At 68.3% G+C, this 21,737-nt stretch carries 13 protein-coding genes; 3 read left to right on the forward strand and 10 right to left on the reverse strand.

Annotated features, from left to right (window positions below):
- Positions 1 to 51: 51 nt before the first annotated feature.
- The gene (locus V6M63_RS22290; protein WP_332745474.1) at positions 52 to 4,833 is read left to right on the forward strand and encodes a PAS domain S-box protein; all 4,782 of its coding nucleotides are present in this window, start codon (positions 52 to 54) and stop codon (positions 4,831 to 4,833) included.
- Positions 4,834 to 4,873: 40 nt separating this feature from the next.
- Here V6M63_RS22290 and V6M63_RS22295 read toward each other — a convergent pair whose 3' ends face one another.
- The 7 genes from V6M63_RS22295 to V6M63_RS22325 all read right to left on the reverse strand — a co-directional run bounded on the left by V6M63_RS22295 (position 4,874) and on the right by V6M63_RS22325 (position 16,826).
- Positions 4,874 to 6,082 (reverse strand): sensor histidine kinase, encoded by a 1,209-nt coding sequence (locus tag V6M63_RS22295; RefSeq protein ID WP_332745475.1) that lies wholly within the window; start codon positions 6,080 to 6,082, stop codon positions 4,874 to 4,876.
- The gene (locus V6M63_RS22300) at positions 6,079 to 11,208 is read right to left on the reverse strand and encodes a CHASE domain-containing protein (RefSeq protein ID WP_332745476.1); all 5,130 of its coding nucleotides are present in this window, start codon (positions 11,206 to 11,208) and stop codon (positions 6,079 to 6,081) included. The genes V6M63_RS22295 and V6M63_RS22300 overlap by 4 nt, the downstream gene beginning before the upstream one ends.
- The gene (locus V6M63_RS22305; protein ID WP_332745477.1) at positions 11,205 to 11,726 is read right to left on the reverse strand and encodes a response regulator; all 522 of its coding nucleotides are present in this window, start codon (positions 11,724 to 11,726) and stop codon (positions 11,205 to 11,207) included. Before V6M63_RS22305 ends, V6M63_RS22300 begins: the two co-directional genes overlap by 4 nt.
- A gap of 92 nt (positions 11,727 to 11,818) precedes the next feature.
- Positions 11,819 to 13,480 (reverse strand): SulP family inorganic anion transporter, encoded by a 1,662-nt coding sequence (locus tag V6M63_RS22310; protein ID WP_332745478.1) that lies wholly within the window; start codon positions 13,478 to 13,480, stop codon positions 11,819 to 11,821.
- Positions 13,481 to 13,509: 29 nt separating this feature from the next.
- Complete coding sequence (locus V6M63_RS22315) at positions 13,510 to 14,838, reverse strand: sulfatase family protein (RefSeq protein ID WP_332745479.1); 1,329 nt, start codon at positions 14,836 to 14,838, stop codon at positions 13,510 to 13,512.
- 7 nt (positions 14,839 to 14,845) lie between these two features.
- Positions 14,846 to 15,838 carry a Bug family tripartite tricarboxylate transporter substrate binding protein gene (locus V6M63_RS22320; RefSeq protein WP_332745481.1) on the reverse strand — a complete coding sequence of 331 codons (993 nt, stop codon included), beginning with the start codon at positions 15,836 to 15,838 and terminating at the stop codon, positions 14,846 to 14,848.
- 25 nt (positions 15,839 to 15,863) lie between these two features.
- On the reverse strand, positions 15,864 to 16,826 hold the full coding sequence (locus tag V6M63_RS22325; protein WP_332745482.1) for a Bug family tripartite tricarboxylate transporter substrate binding protein: 963 nt from the start codon (positions 16,824 to 16,826) through the stop codon (positions 15,864 to 15,866).
- A 100-nt stretch (positions 16,827 to 16,926) separates the two neighbouring features.
- Here V6M63_RS22325 and V6M63_RS22330 point away from each other — a divergent pair, with 100 nt between their 5' ends.
- Positions 16,927 to 17,439: a MarR family winged helix-turn-helix transcriptional regulator gene (locus tag V6M63_RS22330; RefSeq protein WP_332745483.1), complete on the forward strand. Its 513-nt coding sequence runs from the start codon at positions 16,927 to 16,929 to the stop codon at positions 17,437 to 17,439.
- Positions 17,440 to 17,441: 2 nt separating this feature from the next.
- On the opposite strand, the gene V6M63_RS22335 is transcribed toward V6M63_RS22330, so the two are convergent.
- Entirely contained in the window at positions 17,442 to 18,134 is a 693-nt protein-coding gene (locus V6M63_RS22335) for a glutathione S-transferase family protein (RefSeq protein WP_332745485.1), read from the reverse strand.
- A gap of 33 nt (positions 18,135 to 18,167) precedes the next feature.
- Positions 18,168 to 19,043 (reverse strand): AEC family transporter, encoded by an 876-nt coding sequence (locus V6M63_RS22340; protein WP_332745486.1) that lies wholly within the window; start codon positions 19,041 to 19,043, stop codon positions 18,168 to 18,170.
- 85 nt (positions 19,044 to 19,128) lie between these two features.
- On the opposite strand from V6M63_RS22340, the gene V6M63_RS22345 reads away from it, so the two are divergent.
- The gene (locus V6M63_RS22345) at positions 19,129 to 19,884 is read left to right on the forward strand and encodes a helix-turn-helix domain-containing protein (RefSeq protein ID WP_332745487.1); all 756 of its coding nucleotides are present in this window, start codon (positions 19,129 to 19,131) and stop codon (positions 19,882 to 19,884) included.
- Between the two features lie 32 nt (positions 19,885 to 19,916).
- On the opposite strand, the gene V6M63_RS22350 is transcribed toward V6M63_RS22345, so the two are convergent.
- Complete coding sequence (locus V6M63_RS22350; RefSeq protein WP_332745489.1) at positions 19,917 to 21,479, reverse strand: methyl-accepting chemotaxis protein; 1,563 nt, start codon at positions 21,477 to 21,479, stop codon at positions 19,917 to 19,919.
- Positions 21,480 to 21,737: the final 258 nt, after the last annotated feature.

Consider the following 21,737-nt stretch of genomic DNA (forward strand, 5'->3'; position numbering starts at 1 on the left):
AACAGGGGCAACGCCTTGCGTCACAAGAGGGGAATCCGCAGCCTGCTGCTCATGTTGGTGGTCGTGGCGATCCTGCCGGGTCTGGTCATGCTGTGGGTCGGCTACAGCAGCACCAGCCACGCTGCCGTGCAGCGCGGACGCCAGGAAATCAGGGCCGTGGGGGTGCTGGCCGCAGCCAACCAGGAGCAAGTCATCGAAGGGGTGCGCCAGATCCTGGCCACGGTGGCGGCCGGTCCCTCGGTGCGCCGAAACGACCTGCGCGAGCTCTGCTACGAGTTCCTGCGCAACGTCTCGGCCGCCACGCCGGGCTACGGCAACATCGGTGTGGTCGACCTGCAGGGCGACGTTCAATGCCTGGCCAATGAGGGCCGGCAGCGCATCAACGTGGCCGACCGCGCCTACTTCCGCAACACGGTCCGTGAGCGGAAGTTCTCCATGGGCGAATACCTGATCGGGCGGGTTTCGGGCAAGCGCCAGCTCGGCTTCGGCATGCCGGTGTTCGACGATGGCAACGCATTCGTGGGTGTGGCCTTCACCACGGTGGATCTGTCGCCCTCCGCGCAGAAGCTGCAATCCCTGCCGCTGCCGGGTTCCATTCACGTGGACATCACCGATGCGGCAGGCACGCTGCTCGCGTCCAGCCGGACCGGCCCGGATCGCATCGGCACCACCATCGAACACGACGGTCTGCGAGCGGCTGTGCTCGCCAGGACAACGGGCAGCCTCGATCTGCGCGATGCCCAGGGCATCGACTGGTTGTACGAGTTGGTTCCGATCGATGGCCTGGGTGGTGATGGGCTGTTCGTCATCGCGGGTGGACAGCGCAACGATGTGCTCGCCTCGACCACCCGCCAATTGCAACTGCAACTCGCCGTGATGGCTCTGGCCGCGCTGGTGGGCTTGGTGCTGGCCTGGCAACTGGGCCTGCGACACATCGCACGCCCGGTGTCGCATCTGCTGGCGCGCATGCGTGCGGCCGCTCGAAACCAGCCGCTGGCCGGGCCTTTGCCGGCTGCAACGGGCCGCGAATTCGCCGAGCTTGAAAGCGGGCTGGACGCCATGCTGCGCGAGCTCACCCAAAACCAGGCCCAACTGATCAAGGCGCAGCAGATCGCCCGCGTGGGCTTCTACCAGTTCGATCTCAAGACCCGGCAGTACAGCGCCTCCGACACCGTCTACGAGCTGTTCGGACTGGATCCCGCCATGGGGCCGGTCACTGCCGAGATGTTCCAGTACATGATCCATCCCGACGACATGGATCGGGTGATGGCGCAGCGCGACAGCCTGCTCCAGGGTGGCAAAGCGCTGCGCCACCAGTACCGCATCGTGCGCACCGACCGGGGTGTGCGCTGGGTCGACAGTTTTGCCTTCGTGGAACGCAACGAAGCCGGCGAGCCGGTGGTGTTCGCCGGCGCCATGCAAGACATCACCGAGCAGCACCGGCTGCGGCGCATGTACCAGGTGCAGAGCCAGATCAACGCGGCCATCGTCTCGGCGGACTCCAGGGACAGCCTGCTCCAGCGCGTGTGCGACATCGCGGTGGAGCAGGGCGAGCTTCGCATGGCCTGGGTGGCCAGCATGGACCCGCAGAAGCGCACCATGACGGCGCTGATGAGTGCGGGCGCGGATGACGGCTACACCGACCTGCTCAACCGCGCGGCGGTGGAGGTGGACACCTACGCTTCCCCCGTGCCCACCGCGTTGCGCACCTTGCAGCTGGTGGTGTCCAACGACATAGCCAATGACGCCAGCATGGGCCGCTGGGCTGCCACGGCGTTGCACCGTGGTTTCAAGGCGTTGGCGGTGGTGCCCATCGCGTCGCAGGGGCAGTTGCCCCTGGCCTTGGTGCTCATGGCCGATGAGCCGATGTACTTCCTGCAGGAAGAGAGCCAGTTGCTGACGGCCATTGGCGGGAGCCTGTCGGCGGCGCTGGACCAGTTGCAGAAAGCCCAGGAACGCCACGCGCGCGAGGCCCGGCTCAAGCTGCTGGAGACGTGCGTGGCGCGGGTCAACGACATCGTGCTGATCACCGGGGTCGAGTCGTCCGATGGGCTGGGTCCGCGCATCCTGTATGTCAACCAGGCGTTTGAGCGCCTGACCGGTTACAGCGCGGCGGAGGCGATCGGACAGACCCCGGGCATGCTGCACGGCCCCATGACCGATCCCGATGCGCTCGATCGCATCCGCCGCAGCATCGAGCACCGGGAGCCGGTTCGCGAGGAGTTGATCAACTACCGCAAGGACGGCAGCGAGTTCTGGCTGGAGCTCGACATGGTGCCGATCACCGACGGCACAGGCCGTTTCACCCATTGGGTGGCGACCGAGCGCGACATCACCCAGCGCAAGCTGGCCGAGCAGAAGGAAGCCCGGCTGCGCGGCGGCTTCCAGTTGCTGTTCCTGGGCAATCCGCACCCGATGTGGGTGTTCGATCGCGCCACCCGGGCGTTCCTCGAAGTGAACAACGCGGCCATTGAACAGTACGGCTACAGCCGCGAGGAGTTCCTGGCACTGTCCATCGACGACATCCGCCCCGAGAGTGAAAGGCATCGCCTGCGCAGCCGCGCGCCCGTGGCGTCGCCCGATGGCCGTGAGCGCGTGGGTACCTGGGTGCATTTGCGCAAGAACGGCACGTCCATCGCGGTGGACATCACCACCCAGAGCCTGAACTACAACGGTCGCGATGCCGAGCTGGTGGTGGCGATGGACATCACCGACCAGGTGGCGCTGGAGCAGCAGCGCGCGCAGGCGCTGATGGCGGTGCAGGCTTCGCAGGCCAGCCTGGCGCGTTCGCAGTCGCTGGCCCGCATGGGCAGTTGGGAACGCCTGGCCCAGGACCATTCGGCCGTGTGGTCGGCCAACCTCTATGCCCTGACGGGTCGCGATCCCGCCGACGGCCCGCCCAGCGTGGAGCAGACCATGGACCGCATCCACCCGGACGACCGTGCCGACTACCTGCGAACGATGACCGAATGCCTTCGGGACGGCACCTCGCGGCGCTGGACCTACCGTTGTGTCCAGCCCGGTGGAGAGGTCCGCTGGTACGAGGAAAACATCGACGAACCGCGGCGCGACGCCAGTGGTGCGATGGTGTCGATCGGAGGCACCGTGCAGGACGTCACCGAGCGCGTCGAGGCCGAGGCCCGGCTGCAGTTGCAGCTCTCGCGCACCGAGCTGCTCAACCACATCGTTCGCGCCACCGACGAACGCCTCGACCTGGACCGCATCTTTCGCGTGGTCTGCGACAACATCGAATCCCGGTTTTCGACCGTGTTCTCGGCGGCCCTGCTGTTCGACCTGACGACCCAGGCCTTCACCGTCGCCCACCTGAGTGCGCAAGCCACCGAGCGTGGACAGGTGATCGGGCTGCGCGAGGGCGATGTGCTGCCCCTGGCGGGCAGCGGTCTGGCGCGTTGCGCGAGCGGCGAACTCGTGCACGAGCCGGTGCTGGCCGACACCCCGTTTGCCTGGCTCCAGCGGCTGGCACACACCGGCATGGGCTCGGCGGTGTTTGCGCCCCTGCATGCGCAGGGCGAGGTGTTGGGCGTGCTGGTGGCCGCGCGCGCGCAGAGCCACGGTTTTGACAGCGGTGAATGCGAGTTCATGCGCCAGCTCGCCGAGCACGTGGCGCTGGCCGCCAACCAGGCCCGGCTGCACCGGTCGTTGCAGCGGGCCTACGACGAGCTCAGCGAAGCGCAGCAGGCGGTGCTGCAGCAGGAGCGGCTGCGCGTGCTGGGGCAAATGGCCAGCGGCATCGCGCACGACATCAACAACGCCATCTCGCCGGTGGTGCTCTATACCGAATCGCTGCTGGCCAACGAACCGGCGTTGAGCGAGCGTGGACGTGCCCAGCTGCTGACGGTGCAGATCGCCATCGACGACGTGGCCGAAACCGTGGCGCGCATGCGCGATTTCTACCGGCCCGGCGATGCCGGCGTGCGGCGTCGCGCGGTGGACCTCAACCAGCTCGTCAGGCAGGTGCTCGACCTCACGCGCGCGCGTTGGCGCGACATGCCCCAGCAAGCGGGCATCTCGGTTGACATCGAACTCGACCTGGGCGACCTGTTGTCCCCGGTCTTCGTCATGGAAGGCGAGATCCGCGACGCGGTGACCAACCTCGTGCTCAATGCGGTGGACGCCATGCCCGAGGGCGGCACGCTCACGCTGCGCACGCGGCGTGTGGTGCTCGCCGACGGAGCGCTGCGGGTGCGACTGGAAGTGATCGACACCGGCATCGGCATGGACACCGAGACGCAACGGCGCTGCCTGGAGCCGTTCTTCACCACCAAGGGCCAGCGCGGCTCCGGGCTTGGCCTGGCCATGGTCTACGGCAGCATGCAGCGCCACGGCGCCGAGATCACCATCGAGAGCGCGCCAGGCGAGGGCACCACGATCTGCCTGGACTTTGCCGCGCACGCCGAGCCAGCCCCGATCGACGCAGCGCCGATTCCCGCACCCGCCCGGCGACGGGTGCTGAAGATCCTGCTGGTGGACGACGATCCCCTGCTGCTGCGTTCCTTGTCCGACACCCTGGCCGCTGAAGGACACACGGTGGTCACGGCGGCCGGGGGCAGCGAGGGCATCGCGGCGTTCAAGGCGGCGCTGTCGGCGCAGGCGTTCGACGTGGTCATCACCGACCTCGGCATGCCCGAGGTCGATGGCCGGTCCGTGGCGGCCGCCGTCAAGGCCGAGTCGCCCGGCACGCCGGTGGTGATGCTCACGGGCTGGGGTCGGCGCATGCAGGAAGAGGGGGAGTGCCCGCCCCATGTGGACCACCTGCTCAGCAAGCCGCCGCGGCTGGAGGCCTTGCGCGCGGTGTTCAGGACGGTGGATTGATCTGGGCGCACCGCTCTGTCGGAGCGCCCGGAAACCGGGTTCAAGCCAGCGGCAGCCGCACGTCGAACGCCGAGCCTTCGTCCGGTTGCGATCGCACGGTGATCGTGCCGCCGTGTGTCTCGGCAATCTGGCGGCTGATCGCCAGCCCCAGCCCCGAGCCTTCGAATTCGCGCCGGAGGTTCAGCCGTGCAAACGGCTGGAACAGCTTGTCCATGCCTTCGGGCGAGATACCGATGCCGTTGTCCTTCACGCTGACCATGGTCATGCCGGCGTGGGTCTCGGCCGTGATCTCGATGCGGGGCGCGCGGCCCGGCGGCATGAACTTCAGTGCGTTGGTCACCAGGTTCTGGAACAGCTGGGAGAGCAGGCTCGCGTGACCCGTGACCACCGGCAGCTCGCCGATGTGCAATTGCGCACCGGTGGCGTCCAGCTGCGCGGCCAGGGCATCGCAGACCTCGGTCATGAGCGGTGCCAGGGCCACCGGTGTGCGCGGCTCGGTCTCGCCATGTTGCAGGCGCGCATAGCGCACCACATCGTCGAGCAGTGTGCGCATGCGCTCGCCCGCGTTGCGCACCAGCTTGAGGTAGTGGCGTGTGTCCGGGGGCAGGTCTGCGCTGTGGTCTTCTTCCACCAGCCCGATGAACTGCACCACGGTGTTCAGCGGCTCGCGCAGGTCGTGGGACGAGATGCGCACGAACTGCAGCAGGCCTTCGTTGGCGAGCTGCAGTTCCTCGGCGGTCTTGAGCAGCTGGGCATGGCTCTCCCGCAGTTCAACCAGGGCCTCGGCCAGGTTCAGGCGGTCGGTGGCGGCCACCTGCTTGAGCGCGTCGTTGGCCTGCTTGAGCCGCAGCTGGGTGCGCACGCGTGCCTGCACGATGGCCGGTCGGATCGGTTTGGCGATGAAGTCGGCCGCGCCTTTCTCCAGCCCGGTCTGCTCGAAGCTGGCTTCGGCGTGGCTGGTCACGAAGATCACCGGGATGTCGGCCAGCATCGGGTCGCCCTTGATGGCTTCCAGCACCTCGAAGCCGGACATGCCCGGCATCTGGGCATCGAGCAGCACCAGGTCGGGCGGCGACTCGGCCATCAGCCGCAGCGCGTCCAGACCCTGGGTGGCAAAGCGCAGGCGCCCCAGCGGGCGGATCACCCGCGCCAGGGCCTGCACCATCCCCGGATCGTCGTCGACGATCAGGATGTCGGGCAGCAGCGGCGGCGCCGCGGCGGTCTCAAGCCCGGTGGTGGGGCTGATCATGGTGGAAGCTCCTCGGTCAAGGCTGCACTGGCGCTCGCGAAATCGAGCTCGTCGAGCCAGTGTCCCACGCGTTCCACTGTGGCCGCACCCAGTCGAACCCTCAACCCGCTGGCGTGCAGCTTCCACCAGGCCAGGGCGTCGAGGTCCTGGCGCTGCAGCAGCTCCACAAAGTGCGGGATGTCGGCGTCGGCTCCCGGGGGCTCCGGGGCTGTGTTGCAAGACGCGGCGCTGCGAGCGGCCTTCAAGACCGGTTCGCTGTGGCGGCGCAGCGCCTCCAGCGCGTTCTGCAGCGCGCGCCAACGCGCGTCGAGCTGCGCAGGGGGGCGGTTGTCGATCAGGCCGGTCTCGAGTGCCTGGGCGAGCTGCATCAGCTCGGTGGCGCCCAGCGTGCCGGCGCTGCCGCGCAACTTGTGCAGCCGCGCGGCGAGCGTCTGGCGCCCGGTGCCGGCCTCGGGCAGGGCGAGGGTGCGCACCGCGAGGTCGCCGAACTCGTCCTGCAGACGCTGAAGCGACTTCAGCCACAGCTCCAGGTCGCCCCCCAGCCGGTGTTGGGCCAGCGCGCTGTCCAGGCCGGGGACCTGTGGCCAGGCGCCGTCCGGTGGTGCAAACGCCGTGGGCACGCCCGGCGGATCGGGCGCGTGGACGGCGTTTGCGCTCGCCTGGTCGACGCACTCGCGCACCATGCGCACCAGCCGCTCGGGGTCCAGCGGTTTGGTGAGGAAACCGTTCATGCCGGCCTCCTTGGCATGCAGGCGTTCTTCGGCGAGCGCGCCTGCCGTGAGCGCAATCACCGGCAGATGGGTCAGGCCGAGCTCGCCGCGCACGCGCCGCGTGGCCTCCAGGCCGTCCATCTCGGGCATCTGCAGGTCCATCAGCACCGCGTCGAAGGCCTGGGGTGTGGCGCGGATGGCCTCCAGGGCCTCGCGTCCGGTGCGCGCCAGGCACACCCGGGCACCTTCGCGTCCGAGCAGACCTGAGGCCACTTCCAGGTTGATCTCGCTGTCGTCCACCAGCAGCAGGTTGAGGTGGCGCAGCGCCTGCCCGGGCGCCTCCAGGCGCACCCCGTTGTCGCGCGCGGCGGCGCCCAGGGCCTGCAGCGCGGCAGCCGAGGGGCGCTGCAACACCAGCTCGAACCAGAACTCGCTGCCGCGCCCGGGTTCGCTGCGCAGTCCCACCTCGCCGCCCATCATCTCGGTGAGCTTGCGCACGATCGACAGGCCCAGACCGGTGCCACTGAATCGGCGGGTGGAGGAGGAGTCGGCCTGGGTGAACGGCGTGAACAGCCGGGACTGCGTGTCGGCATCGATGCCGGTGCCGGTGTCGCGCACCGTGCCGCGCAGGCGCACCTGGGCATCGTCCATCGCCACGGTGTCCAGCATCACCCACACGTTGCCCGCCTGCGTGAATTTCAGCGCGTTGCCGATCAGGTTGATGAAGATCTGCCGCACGCGCAGGGCGTCGCCCAGCAGCACGCGCGGCACATCGTGCGCCACCGTGATCAGGTAGCGGATGCCGGCGGCCTCGGCCTGGGGACGGAACAGCGCATCCATCTCGCCCAGCATGTCCTGCGGGCTGAAGGGTTTCTGGTCCAGATCGAAACCCCCGGCCTCGATCTTGGCCAGGTCGAGCACGTCGTTGACCAGGCCCAGCAGCGAGCGGCTGGCCACCCGCGACTTCGACAGCAGTTGCGTCTGGTATGGGGTGAGTGGTGTGTCGCCCAGCAGGTGGGTCATGCCGATCATGGCGTTGAGCGGCGTGCGGATTTCGTGGCTCATGTTGGCCAGGAACTCGCCCTTGATGCGCGAGGCTTCCTGCGCCTGTTCCTTGGCCTGTACGAGGTCGGTGATGTCGATGCGGAAACCCACGGTGTGGCCATCGGGCATGCGGCGCTCGATGATGCGCATCGTGCGGCCGTTCGTGAGCTTCTGCACCAGCTCGGTGTTGGCACTGCGGTGAGCCGCAAGGCGCTCGGCGACCCAGTCGTCCACACGACCAATGGCGTCCTCGTAGTCGCCGAGTTCGGCGCCGGCGCGCACGAGCGACTCGAAGGTCGCACCCCGAACCATCAGATGCGCCACGCTCGGGTAGACCCGGCGGTACTTGTCGTTGCAGAAGACCAGCCGATCGTCGGGATCAAACAGCACGAAAGCTTCGTCGACCGCGTCGATCGCGCCCCGCAACAGCGCCTCGCTGCGGGCTGTGTTCTCTTGCGCCTGCTTGCTCGCGGAGATGTCCTGGTGTGTGCCGTACATCCACTCGGGCTGTCCATCGGCGGTCCAGCTGCGCACCCGGCCGCGGTCGAGCACCCAGACCCAGTGACCGTCCCGGTGGCGCGCGCGCACCTCACATTCGTACATGTCGAAAGCACCGCAGAAATGTCCTTGCAGCATCCCGTCGGTCAGTGCCTCGTCGCCCGGGTGAAGCCGCTCCAGCCAACGATCCACGGAGAGCGGCGCGAGTTCGTCGATGCGGTAGCCGATGATGCTGGCCCAGCGCTCGTTGACACGCAACTCTCCGGTCTGCACGTTCCATTCCCAGGTGCCGGCGTCGGTGCCGCGCAGGATGTTGTCGAGCCGCTCGTGCTCCTCGACCAGGGCGGCCGTGCGGTCCTGCACCTGCCTCTCCAGGCCCTCCTTGAGTTCCATCACCTTGCGCTGGGCCGCGCGCTCGGCCGTGATGTCGCGCACGATCACCGATGCGCCCATCGGCGAGCCCGCCTCGTCGTCCAGCCGCGACAGGGTCATGGCCACCAGCAGGGCCTGACCGGTGCGCGTCTGGCGCCACAGTTCCATCGGCGGTGCATCACCCGAATCGGGCAGTGTCCCGATCGCCCGCATCGGCTGGCCAGGTGGCATGGTGAGCGCATCCAGCCCCTGCCCCATGGCTTCCTTCGCCGTGTAACCAAAGAGCCGCTGCGCGCCGCGGTTCCACGATGTCACGCGGCCCTGGGTATCCAGGCCAACGATGGCATCGGGGGACTGGTCGACGATGGCGGCGAGCTGCAGGCGATCCTCGCGCGCCTGAAACCTGCGCTGCACGCCCACCCAGTACAGATAAAGCATGAAAGCGCCGACGAGGCCCGCGGCCAGCATGGGAGGCAGGGCCCTGCGCGCGTGGGCGAGTGCCGCCGCTTTCAGATCGCTCTCCAGGCGGGTGGCCGTGTAGCGCAGGACGCCGATGGACGAATCGGGGTTGCCGATCACGCTGGCGTGTGCGGCCATCACCAGGCCCTGAGGACCGTTCCACCACGTGATGCGCTCCCCGGTGGACGCATCGGGGGCAACGGCCGGCTGGAACCCGTCGCTCCACAGGTGGCGTTGGCCCAGGTTGAAGCCAAAGGTCATCGATGGATCGGGGTGGACCACAAAATCCCCGTGCGCATTGGTCGCGTAGACCTCTGGCATGGGGCCAGCGCCGGCCGGCAGCACACCCAGTCGCCCGGTCAGATCCACGTTGATCACGATCGCGCCAAACACCCGGCCCTGGGGGTCGTACACGGGTGTGGCGTAGCGGATGGTGGGGCGGTGCGGCAGATCCACCGGGCCGTATTCCCGCTTGAGGTTCACCTCCGACACGAAGACATGGCCGTCCCCCAGGCGCAGCGCCTCTCGCATGTACGGCATGTCGCCCTTGCGTTGCAGGCGATCGGGCGGTGCCACCACGATCTGGCCGTCCTGGTGTGTCACACGCACGATTTCCTGGCCCTCATGGGCGGCGCCAACGAAACGCACCATGAACACCTCGGGCGTGGCGGCGAGGTAGGCGGTGAAGATCTGCTCCATGCGACGCCGCCACAGTGCCTCGGTGGACGCCTCCTGCGTATCCACACCCCCCTGCTGCAGGGCCCGAACCAGACCCTTGACCGGCGGCGTGTTGGCCAGAAACAGCACGCTGCGCCGCCGCTCGGCGTACTTGCCTTCGGCGGTGCGTGCCAGCGAGTCCACGGCAGCCTGCAGCGCCAGTTCGGCTTGCTGGTGCTGTGTCTTGAGCTGCTGGAAGTAGTCGTTGGTGACCAGCAGCGCCAGCACCACGGCAAAACCCAGGCCGGCGCGCAGGGCGAGCCGGCTGCGCAGGAAAGCCGCCAGGTGCACGGGCTGGCGGCGAAACTGCCGCGTCACCGTTGCTGGGGGCGTGTGCTCTTGCGCGCGCCAGCGGTGCTCCAGCAGCAAGGCCAGGCCCACGGCCAGCAGGCTGCTCAAGACCAGCCCCGCCATCAGGGTTGATGCGACCGAGCCGGTGTGGGTCGACGTGATCAGAACGGGCAGCGGGGCCACGCGCATCACCCACTGGCGGCCCTGGACATCCAGCGGGCGGATGATCTCCACGTCCGAGCGGAACGCATCTTGCGATTCAAAAAAAGGCACCTGCTCGGCGCCGTCGGTCAGAGAGATCGCCACCGTGCGCAACTGGGGCGCCAGGTCGGCCAGCACCTCGTCGACCACCAGGGGCGCGTAGGTCCAGCCCAGCGTGGCGGCCTCGCGAGCCGCCGGTTCCGGGCTGGGCGGGAAGTCGGGGTACACCGGCAGCAGCAACAGGAATCCCCGGCGCGCCAGCCCGCTGGCCTGCACCAGGGTGGTGGGGGCGGTCAGGCGGGCCTCGGCCTCACGCGCTGCCACCAGCGCCGCCGTGCGGCGGCTGGGTTCGGAGGCGATGTCCAGACCGGTCGCGCCCTGGTTGGCCTCCTCGGGGTAGATGTACTGGATGACGAAACGGTCGTGTGCGTGCGGCGCCAGCTCACGGATGCTGAAGTCTGCGGGGCCCTCGCTGCGGGCGCGGGCCACGAAGGCGGCCTCGTCGGCCCGCGGTACCCGCCGGATGAAGCCGAAGCCGCGTGCGCCGGGAAACTCCCGGCTCTCGCGGCTGTTCACATAGGCCTTGAACTGTTCGCGCGTGACCCGGTCTCCGCCGCTGGCGGCCACCGCTCCGCGAGCACCTCGCAAGCCGTATTCGTAGTGCTTGAAGCGCTCCTGGATCGCGGCGCCCAGCGCATCGGCGGCAGCGCTGGTGTGCGCCACCAAGCGCCGGTGGTTGTCGCGCTGCACCTGCCCGGCGGCCAGGGCACTGAGCAATACACCCGCGCACCACAGTGCCAGCGCCCATCGGCGGCTGGTCTGACCGGGTGTCATGGTGCGCGGACCAGATGGATCAGGCTGGCGGCCGCTGTTTTTTCCAACGGCTTGTTCATGAATCCCCGGACGCAGCCGTGACGCGCGGCGCGGGCGCGGTCCGCCGGGTCGGACGAGGACGAGAGCATCACCACCACGGCGTGGCCGCGCTGCCTGGCAGGCAAGGCTTCAAAGGCCCGCAGGAAGCTGAAACCGTCCATGACGGGCATGTTGATGTCCAGCAGGATGAGGTCGGTGCCGTGCGCGGGATCGGTGGCCAGCAGGCTGAGCGCCTCTTGCGCCCGCTCGAACGTGCGAACCTCATAGTCGACTCCGCAGCGCTGCAAGGCGATGCGGGTGAACAGCAGGTCGTTCTCGTTGTCGTCAACCATCAACACGCGGCAGCTCATCAAGGCTCCAGAAAGCACTTTTTTGTTCAACCCTGATGTTGCTGTGCCCGGGGCACGCGGCGCCATGTTCGCCGAAGGCTCTTGGGCCCGGCTGACACCACCGTGAGCATGCCAGCGGCAACGGTTCATATTTGACCCCAACATGCAGGGCAACAACGGGGGTCTTCCGAGATATCGGCGCGAACCGTGCGTTTCTTGACCCCGTTGGCCGGGCGGAGCGCTCAGCTCGGCGCGCCGGACAACGCCTGCGTGGCGCGCAGCGCCTCGGCTTCGGTGCGGTAGAGGTGAAGCCGTGGACCTGCGTCCAGGTAGCCGGCCCGCTGGAGAACCTCCTCCACCGGCAGCTTGATGCCCACCAGATGCAGCTCGATGCGCAGGTCGTCCAGGTGCTCGCGCAAACGGCCGAAGGCCTCGGCACCGGTGGCGTCGATCCAGTTGATGGGGTGCGCGATCCACATCACGTGGCGGGTGCCGGGATGGGTCGCGATGTGCTCGGCCACCGCGCGCTCGAAACCATTGGCGGTGGCGAAATCGAGCGCGGCGTCCATGCGCAGCGCGTAGAGGTCCGGCGCCAGCGGTGGCAGCCGCCACAGGTGGCGGTCGCGCAGGCTGCCGTCCGGGTGCAGGCCGACCTCGATGATGCGCGGGTGCAGCCGCAGGTAGAGGAAGTGGGAGAGTGCCATCAGCACGCCCGCGAGAACACCCCAGTACAGGCGCGGCGCGGCCAGCAAGGTCACGGCGAAGGTGACGCCCGCGATGCCGGCCTCCACCCGGGACAGCGTCCACAGCTGCACGAAGGCGCGCGGCTTGATGAGGCCCAGGATGGCCACCATCACGATGGCCGCCAGCACCGCCATCGGCACGTGGTGCAGCAGCGGAGTGAGCACCAGCAGCGCCACCACGACCACCACCACCGAGAACACGGTGGCCCAGCCGGTTTTGGCGCCCGCGTACAGGTTGAGCGCGGAGCGCGAGAACGACGAACTGGTGGGAAACGCGCCACAGAACCCCGAGGCCAGCTTGGCCAGACCCTGGCCGATCAGGTCCTGATCCTGGTCCCAGCGCTGGCCGCGTTGCCCGCTGTCGACCTTGGCGCTGGACGCCGTCTCCAGAAAACTCACCAGCGTGATCACCAGCGTGGGCAGCACCAGCTGGCCGAGAACGCTCCAGCCCGGCCAGGTGGGCAGGTAGGGCATGGGCAGGCCCTGCGGCAGCGTGCCGATCACCGCGCCCCCCGCTGCCTCGAAGCCCACCCCGTGACTGATGGCGGCGCTGGCCACCACCACCGACAGCACGGTCGGAAAGCCCGGGCGCCAGCGCCGCGCCAGCATGAGCGCGGCAAGGCTGCCCAGTCCGAAGGCGAGCGACGGCAGGTGAACCTGCGCCGCCACCGCCAGGCTGTCCCAGCTGCCCAGCCCGAGCAGCGCCGGCAACTGCGAGGCGATGATGAGCACCGCCGCGCCCTGGGTGAACGCCATCAGAACGGGTGAGTTCACCAGGTTGAGCAACCAGCCGAAGCGCACAAAACCCAGCACGATCTGCAGCAGGCCGCTGAGCAGCGCCAGCCACACGGCCAGCGCGATCCACTGCGCGCTGCCGGGCTCGGCCAGCCCGCTGAGCGAGGCGCTGATGAGCAGGCAGGTGAGCGCGGTGGGCCCGACCGACAAGCGCACCGAGGCGCTGAACAGCACCGCGATGAGTGCGGGCAGCAGCGAGGCGTAGATGCCGGTGATCAGCGGCATGCCGGCCAGCGCGGCGTAGGCCACGCCTTGCGGCACCACCATCAGGCCCACGGTGAGTCCGGCCATGGCCTCGCCGCGCAACAAGGCGGCGTCGGGGCGCGGCCAGTTCAGGAAGGGCAGCAGGCGTTTCAGGCGGGACATGCTCCGATCCTACTTGGGCGGTATCCGCCTCAGCGCTGGGGCATGTCCTTCATGGAATAGCCCAGGCTCACGCTGGCGTCGGCGGGGATCGGCGGCACGGTTTCGTTCCATGCCAGCCACTGCGCGCGCATGCGCGCCAGCCGCTCGCGCTCGCGCGGGGCGAGGTTGGCGCGCTCGCGCTCGTCCTTGTCGATGTTGAACAGGTATTCGTGACCGTCCACCTGCAGGTATTTCCAGTCGCCCTCGCGCAGCGCGCGCTGGCCGCGGTGGTTCATGCGCCAGAAGAGCGGGCGCTCAAATCGCTGAACTGGGTCGCGCAGCACGCCCAGCAGGCTCACGCCGTCCAGCGGCCAGTCCGGGTCCGCCTGGCCACCGCCCGCTTCCAGCAGCGTGGTCGACCAGTCCATCGTCATGCAGTGCTGCCTGCTCACGGTGCCGGCGGGAATGGCGGCGGGCCAGTGGGCGATCCAGGGCACGCGGATGCCGCCTTCGGTGAGGTCCATCTTGCCGCCCACCAGCGGCCAGTTGTCGGAGAAGCGTTCACCGCCGTTGTCGCTGGTGAAGACGACCAGCGTGTTGTCTTCCAGTCCGTGCTCGCGCAGCGCGGCCATCAGCTTGCCGATGCCTTCGTCCATGTGGTGGATCATGCGGCGGTAGGTCTGCACGTCGCCGCCGTGCAGGTGGAACAGGTTCTTCGCCACGTCGCAGGCCACATGCGCGTCGTCGCGCGTTTCCCAGGGCCAGTGCGGCGCGGTGTAGTGCAGGCTGAGCAGGAAGGGCTTGCCGGCTTTCGCGTCGGCCGCGCGCTGGTGCACGTGGTCCACCGCGCGCTGCGAGAGCACGTCGGTGAGGTAGCCCACTTCGTGGTGTTCGTCTTCGTCGATGTAGAGGTCGTGTTCGCCGCTGGACGAGCAGTGGGTGAAGTAGTCCACGCCGCCGGCCATGATGCCGAAGAACGCGTCGTAGCCCGAGCGCAACGGCCCGAACGAAGGGGGGTAGCCCAGGTGCCACTTGCCGATGAGCGTGGTGTGGTAGCCGGCCTCCTTCAGCAGCGAGGGCATGGTGGGCACCTCGGGCGGCAGGCCCAGTGTGGTGCTGCCTTTGCTGCGGCTGTTGATCGGCTCTTCCATCGCGCCGCGCAGCCGGTACTGGTAGCGCATGGTGATGAGCGCGAATCGCGTGGGCGAGCACACCGGCGAATTGGCATAACCCTGCGTGAACTTCACGCCGCCCGCGGCCAGGCGGTCGATGTTGGGCGAGACGACGCCGAAGTCGGCCTCGCGCCCGCCATAGCAGCCGAGGTCGGCGTAGCCGAGGTCGTCGCAGACGATGTAGATGATGTTGGGGCGCTGGGTCATGAACGGCTCACTCGACCTTCATGCCGGTGGCTTTCACGATCGGGCCGTAACGGTTGTAGAGCGTGTCGATGCGCTGGCCGGCCTGCGCACCGGTGAGGCCTTCGTAGAACAGGTCGAGGGTGGCCATGCGGGTCTGCAGGTCGGGGCGCTTGAGCGCGTCGATGATGTGTTTCTGCAGCGTCTGCACCACCGCGTCGGGCGTGGCGGCGGGTGCCATCACCAGGTAGAGCACTTCCTGCTCCAGCGCCTTGAGGCCGGCTTCGCTCACCGTCGGCAACTCGGGTGCCAGGCGCGAGCGCTGGCGGCTGGTGACGGCCAGCGCGGTGATCTTGCCGGCCTGCACGTGCGGCAGCATGCCGGGCGTGGCGAGCACGCCGCCGTCGACCTCGCCCGAGAGCACGGCGGTCACGGCCGGCGTGTTGCCGCGGTAGGGCACGTGGGTGATCCTGGCCTGCGTGGCTTCCTTGATCACTTCCACCGCGAGGTGGCCCGGGCTGCCGCTGCCGGCCGAGCTGAAGTTCAGGCCCTGGGTCCTGGCGGCCTGGATCATGCCGGCGAGGTTCTTGATGCCGGTGGCGGGGTTCACGCCCACCAGCAGGCCGGACGACGCCATCACCACCACCGGTTTGAAATCGCCGCGCTTGAACGGCATCGTCGGGTAGAGGTGCGGGTTGACGGTGAAGATGGTGTCGATGCCGAACAGCACGGTGTAGCCATCGGCCGCGCTCTTGGCCACGTCGGCCGCGCCGATGTTGCCGGCCGCGCCGGCCTTGTTCTCGACCACGAAGGGCTGCTTGAGCGTGTCCTGCAGCACCGCCGCCACCGAGCGGGCCAGCAGATCGGACGGGCCGCCAGCGGGGAAGTTGTTGACGAAGCGCACCGGCTTGTTCGGGTAGCTGTCCTGGCCGAAGGCGGTGGTGGCGCCCAGTGCAAGGCCGGCGGCCAGCGCGAGGGATGCGAATGCGCTCAGACGGCGGCGCGAGATGCAGGGGTTGTTCATGGGTGGTGCTTCTTTCAGAGGTCGCTCAGTCGAGTTGCACGCCGGTGGCCTTGATCGGGGCTTCCCAGCGTTTCAGGTCGGATTTCTGTTCGGCGGCCAGTTCGCCCGGCGTGGAGCCCACCGGGTCGTAGCCCAGGCCGCGCATGCGCTCGCGCATCTCGGGCCGCTGCATGGCCTGGGCCACCGCGGTGTTGAGGCGCGCGAGCACGCCGGGGCTGAGCCCGGCCGGGCCATACATGGCAAACCAGGCGGTGGCGTCCATGTCGATGCCCGCTTCTTTCAAGGTGGGCACCTCGGGCACCTGCGGATCGCGCTGGCTGCCCGTGACGGCAATGATGCGCACCTTGCCGGCGCGGTGCAGTTCGGCGGTCTCGGACACCACGTCGAACTTGTAGTCGATGTGGCCGCCCAGCAGCGCGGTGTTGGCCGGACCACCGCCCTGGAACGGAACGTGGTTGAGCGAAGCGCCTGCTTTCTGTTCGAACAGCACGCCCATGAAGTGCGGCAGCGTGCCCAGGCCCGGCGTGCCGTAGCTGGCCTTGCCGGGTTGTGCCTTGGCCTGCGCGATCATGTCCTTCACCGTCCTGGCGGAGCTGGCCGGCCCGGCCACCACGCCGAACTGAAAGCGCGCCAGCAGGGAGACCGGCGTGAAGTCCGTCACCGCGTCGTAGTCCAGCTTCTTGTAGACGTGGGGGAAGAGCACCATCGGGCCGCTGGGCAGCACGATCACGGTCTGCCCGTCGGGTGCTGAACGCTTGACCTGTTGCAGCGCAATGCGGCCGCCCGCGCCGGGTCGGTTCTCCACCACGACGGGGCTGAAGTCGTTGCGCAGTGCCTCGCCGAGCAGCCGCGCCAGCGTGTCGGCCGAGCCGCCCGGCGGAAAGCCCACCACGATCTTCAGCGGCGGCTTGTCCTGCGCGAAGCCGCTCAAGGGATTGACCAAGGCCGCAAGGGCCAGACAGGTGCCCGCCATCCATCGTGTTTGCATGCTGTGTCTCCTGGGTTGTTGGGTGTTTCCCGGTGCAGCTCACCATGCTATGCAGGGACAATCAATTGCAGAAATCAATCAATGCGGGTGTTTTCCCTACATGCCGGACACAAGCTCTCACGACCGACTGATCGAGCCGCAGCACCAGGCCGACCTGCTGCTGTACCGGCTCTACCGCATCCACATCACGGCGGGCCGCCTGGTGGTGCACATGTGCGAGTCGGAATTCGGCATCACGCGGCGCGAGTGGCGCATCCTGTCGTTCCTGGCCGAGCGCGAGGGGGCCCTGTCGTCGCAGCTGGCCGAGCACGCCATGCTGGACCGCGCGCGCACCTCGCGCACGTTGACCACGCTGGCGTCCAAGAAGCTGGTGGTGCGCCAGCCCAAGCCGTCGGACCGGCGCGAGGTGAACGTGTTCCTCACCGACGAAGGGCGGCGGCTGTACGGTGCGATCTATCCGCGCGTGGCGGCGATCAACCGCGAGCTGGTGTCCGGGCTCACGGCGGCGCAGCGCCAGCAGCTCGACACCATGGTGGACGCGCTGCAGGCGCAGGCCAGCCGCATGGTGGCGGCGGCGCCCGAGGCGCCGCTGCCGCAGGACGGCGGGGAGTAGCCTCAGTCGCCGTTGGCGAGACGCGCGTTCTGCGGGAACAGCACCTTGCGCGCGTCCTCGTCCACCTCGGCCTTGAAGCTGAAGCGCGTCTTCAGCGCCTCGGCGCGCTGCGCCGCCGGGCGGGCGTTGATCTCGTCGAGCAGGCGCTTGACGTGCGGCAGCTTCTCCCAGGCGTCGTCGCCGAGCACGAAGGGCGCGACGCGCGCCCAGCCCCAGACGGCCATGTCGACGAAGGTGTAGTGGTCGCCCAGCATGTAGCGCTGCGCGGCGAGGTGGTCGTTGACGATGGTCCAGTGGCGCCAGGCCTCGAAGTCGTAGCGGTTGACCGCATAGGCCTTGGGCTCGGGCGCGAAGTGCTTGAAATGCACCGCCTGGCCGCAGTAGGGCCCGATGCCGGTGGCCACGAACATCAGCCAGGAATACATCTCGGCACGCGCTGCCGCGCTGTCGTGCGGCACGAACTGCCCGGTCTTCTCGGCCAGGTAGAGGAGCATCGCGTTGCTGTCGAACACGCGCGTGTCGCCATCGAGCATCGCGGGGGTCTTGGCATTGGGGTTGATCGCCTTGAAGGCCTCGCTGTGTTGCTCGCCCTTGCGCGTGTCCACCGGGATCAACTCGTAAGGCAGACCGGTTTCCTCCAGGTACAGCGCGATCTTCAGCGGGTTGGGCGAGGGATGGAAATGGAACTGGATCATGGGGGCGCCTTTCGGGTCGGACAGGGGAGGGGTTCAAAGGAAGGCCAGCCAGATGCCCAGGGGCAGAAAGGCCAGGCCGGTGAGATGGCCCACGATGACCATGGAAGCCACCTTGCCGGGCTCCACGTGAAAGCGGTCGGCGAGCAGGAAATTGAAGACAGCGGGAGGCAGGCACGCAAAGAGGATGAGCGCACCGCGCTCGACGCCCTGCAGCGGCACCACGCTCAGCACCAGGCCGCAGGCCATGAGCCGGGCCACCATCGCCAGCACCGCGCCGGTGACACCCACGTGCGCATCGCCGATCTGCGCCACGGCCAGCCGCGCGCCCAGCGACAGCAACATCATGGGCACGAGCACGCTGCCGATCATGGTGAGCGGCGTGCCCAGCCACTCGGGCAGGCGCAGGCCGACCATCGAGAACGCCAGGCCCAGCAGCGTGGACCACACCAGCGGGTTGGCGTAGACCATGCGCCACTCGACGCGCCCGCTCATGAGACCGGTGCCGAGCGAGAAATGCAGCAGGTTCGACAGGACCAGCAGGATCAGCGCGGGCGCGAGGCCCTGCGGGCCGTAGGCCAGCACGGTGAGCGGAATGCCGACAGGCCCCACGTTGGCGAACATCACACAGGGCAGGAACGCCCGTGGCGACAGGCCGGCCAGCCGGCTCAGCGGCCACGCGATCAGACCGCTCAACGCGATCAGCAGCACCGAGCCGCCGGCGAACCACAGCGCCGTCTGTGCTTCGAAAGCCTTGGTCGACAGCGAGGTGAAGATGAGCAGCGGCAGGGCGATGTCGACCACCAGCCGGTTGGCACCCGCCAGATCGGGTTTGACCGAGCGGGCATGGAAGAAACCGATGAGGACGATCACCAGGATGGGCAGCGTGATACCAGCGATCTGAGCAGACATGGGCAAGGGCTTGAAGGACAAGGCCCGCCATTGTTCTTGACGCCATGCAACAATTCGATCACTTTTGTTAGCCTTTCGTACAGAAATGACCGAAGCCCGTCTGGATCGCCTCTCCGCCTTGCTGGAAGGTCTGTCGCCGCGCGTGTGGCCGTCGGACCGGGGACAGGAGTTGTCCCTGCACATCGTTCGCGCCGCACCGGCCGACGGCCAACCCCCGCTGATCGATGCGCTGCGGCTGCTGGTGAGCCCGCCCGGCCAAGGGGTGGATGTCCAGGCGTTGCGCGCGCGTGGCCTCGTGCTCTGGATGAGTTTCGAGGTGGCTTTTGATGGCCCGGTGGGGCGGCTTTTTCTGGACGAATTCAGGCAGCCCCTGGAGATCGGCCTGACGCGGGCGGACCCGTCACTGATCCAGGTCGTTCACCTCATCGCGTCGGAGATCGAGACCCGGCGGTGCGGGCAACCCCTGTTCATGAACCGGGCCGGCGACATCCTGCTGATCGGCCTGTTGCGTCACCTGGTCTCCGCGCCGATGGGCAGCATGCGGCTGTTCAATGGCCTGGCCGACCCGCGCATCGCGCGCACGCTCGTCGCCATGCACGCCGACCCGGCCAGCCCATGGACGCTAGCCACGCTCGCGCTCGAAGGCGGCATGTCACGGACGTCCTTCGCCAACCGCTTCAAGGCCGTGATGGGCGTGTCCGCCGGCAAATACCTGGAGAACCTGCGGCTGGCGCTGGCCCACCGCATGGTGGCCACCGGCATGGGCCTCAAGCGCGTGGCGCGGGAGACCGGGTACGCCGGACCTTCAACGCTGTCCCGGGCGATGCACCGCGCGGCCTGAAGGCCAGGCGCGCTCGCGCGACTGGAGCCGGCTCAGGCCGCAGCCAGCTTGAAGGTCGACACCGTCTGCACCAGCTCGTTGGCCTGGCTCTTGAGGCCGCTGGCGGCGGATGCGATCTGCTCGACCATGGCGGCGTTCTGCTGCGTGCTCTGGTCCATCTGGGTGACGGCCTCGCCCACTTGCGCCACCGCGCTGCTCTGCTCGGTGCTGGCCGAGCTGATCTCGCCCACGATGTCGGTGACGCGGCGGATGCTCTGCACCACCTCGTTCATGGTGTTGCGCGCCTGGTCCACCAAGGCCGAGCCTTGATCGACGCGGTCCACGCTGTCGGAGATCAGGCCCTTGATTTCCTTGGCGGCTTCGGCGCTGCGCCCGGCCAGCAGGCGCACCTCGCCCGCCACCACGGCAAAGCCGCGCCCCTGCTCGCCCGCGCGCGCCGCTTCCACCGCGGCGTTGAGCGCGAGGATGTTGGTCTGGAAGGCGATGCTGTCGATCACCGAAATGATGTCGGCGATCTTCTTGCTGGAATCGTTGATGGCGCGCATCTTGTCGACCATCTGCCCCACCACTTCGCCGCCCTGCACGGCGACCGACGAGGCGCTTTGCGCCAGCGCATTGGCCTGGCGCGCGTTGTCGGCGTTCTGGCGCACGGTGCTGCCCAGCTCCTCCATGCTGGCGGCGGTCTGCTCCAGCGCGCTGGCCTGGCTTTCGGTGCGCGCGCTCAGGTCGTGGTTGCCCTGCGCGATCTCGTTGCTGGCCAGCGCCACCGACTCGCTGCCCTGGCGCACGCGGCCGACGATGCCGGCCATGTTGTCGCGCATCGCGCGCAGGCCGTGCAGCAGGCTTTGGGTGTCGCCGGGCTTGAGGTCGATGCTCACGCTCAGGTCGCCCTGTGCGATGCGGTCTGTGATGGCGGCGGCGTGGCTCGGCTCACCGCCGAGCTGCCTGAGGATGCTGCGCGCGACCACCAGACCCGCCACCAACAGCAGCACGGCCAGCGCGAGCGAGCTCAGGCCCATCATCAGGGCGCGTTCCCAGATGGTCGCCGTCACGGTGTCCACGTAGACGCCCGAACCGATCACCCAGCCCCAAGGCGCAAAACCCTTCACATAGGACACTTTCTGCACCGGTGCTTCGCTGCCTGGCTTGGGCCACATGTAGGACACATAACCCGCACCCGACTTCTTGACCGTCTCGACGAATTCGACGAACAGGTGCTTGCCGGTCGGGTCCTTGTTGCCCTTCAGGTCCTTGCCCTCGAGGTCCGGCTTGATCGGGTGCATCACCATCACCGGCTGCATGTCGTTGATCCAGAAGTACTCGGTGCCGCTGTAGCGCAGGGAGCGGATGGCGTCCAGCGCGAGGCCCCTGGCCTGCTCGTCGGTCATCTTGCCCTGCGTGGCCAGGCCGTGAAAGTGCACCGCCAGGCCGTGCGCGGTCTCCACCGTCTGCCGCACGCCGGCCTGCCGCTCTTCGAGAATCAGCGCTTTTTCGGAGGTGAGGAAGATGGCCAGCAGCACGGCGAGGCCGGCCACGGCGCTGGCCACGAGGATGCCGAGTCGCTTGGAGACGCCGAGTGAAGACAGGTTGAACATGGGGAGATCCAGTCGAGAAATGCCGGGGAGGTCCCGGTTGTATCGACGCCCTGGCGCCAGGCTGTAGTTGGAAATGGGTGGGTTTGACCCCGTATTTCCCCACCCCCCGCGGTTGGGTCCGTCGGGGTGGGCGGCATTGGACCCTGCCTTTGGCGCGAATCGGGGGACAATGCAGGCCCTCACCGACGGCATGGTCGGCGCACATGGTTGCGCTGGCGGTGCCGGCCCTTGCTGACAGCCCCGCAGCGAAGCGACCCC

The organism is Hydrogenophaga sp. (assembly GCF_036675665.1).
In the GTDB taxonomy this organism is placed as follows: Bacteria; Pseudomonadota; Gammaproteobacteria; order Burkholderiales; family Burkholderiaceae_C; genus Hydrogenophaga.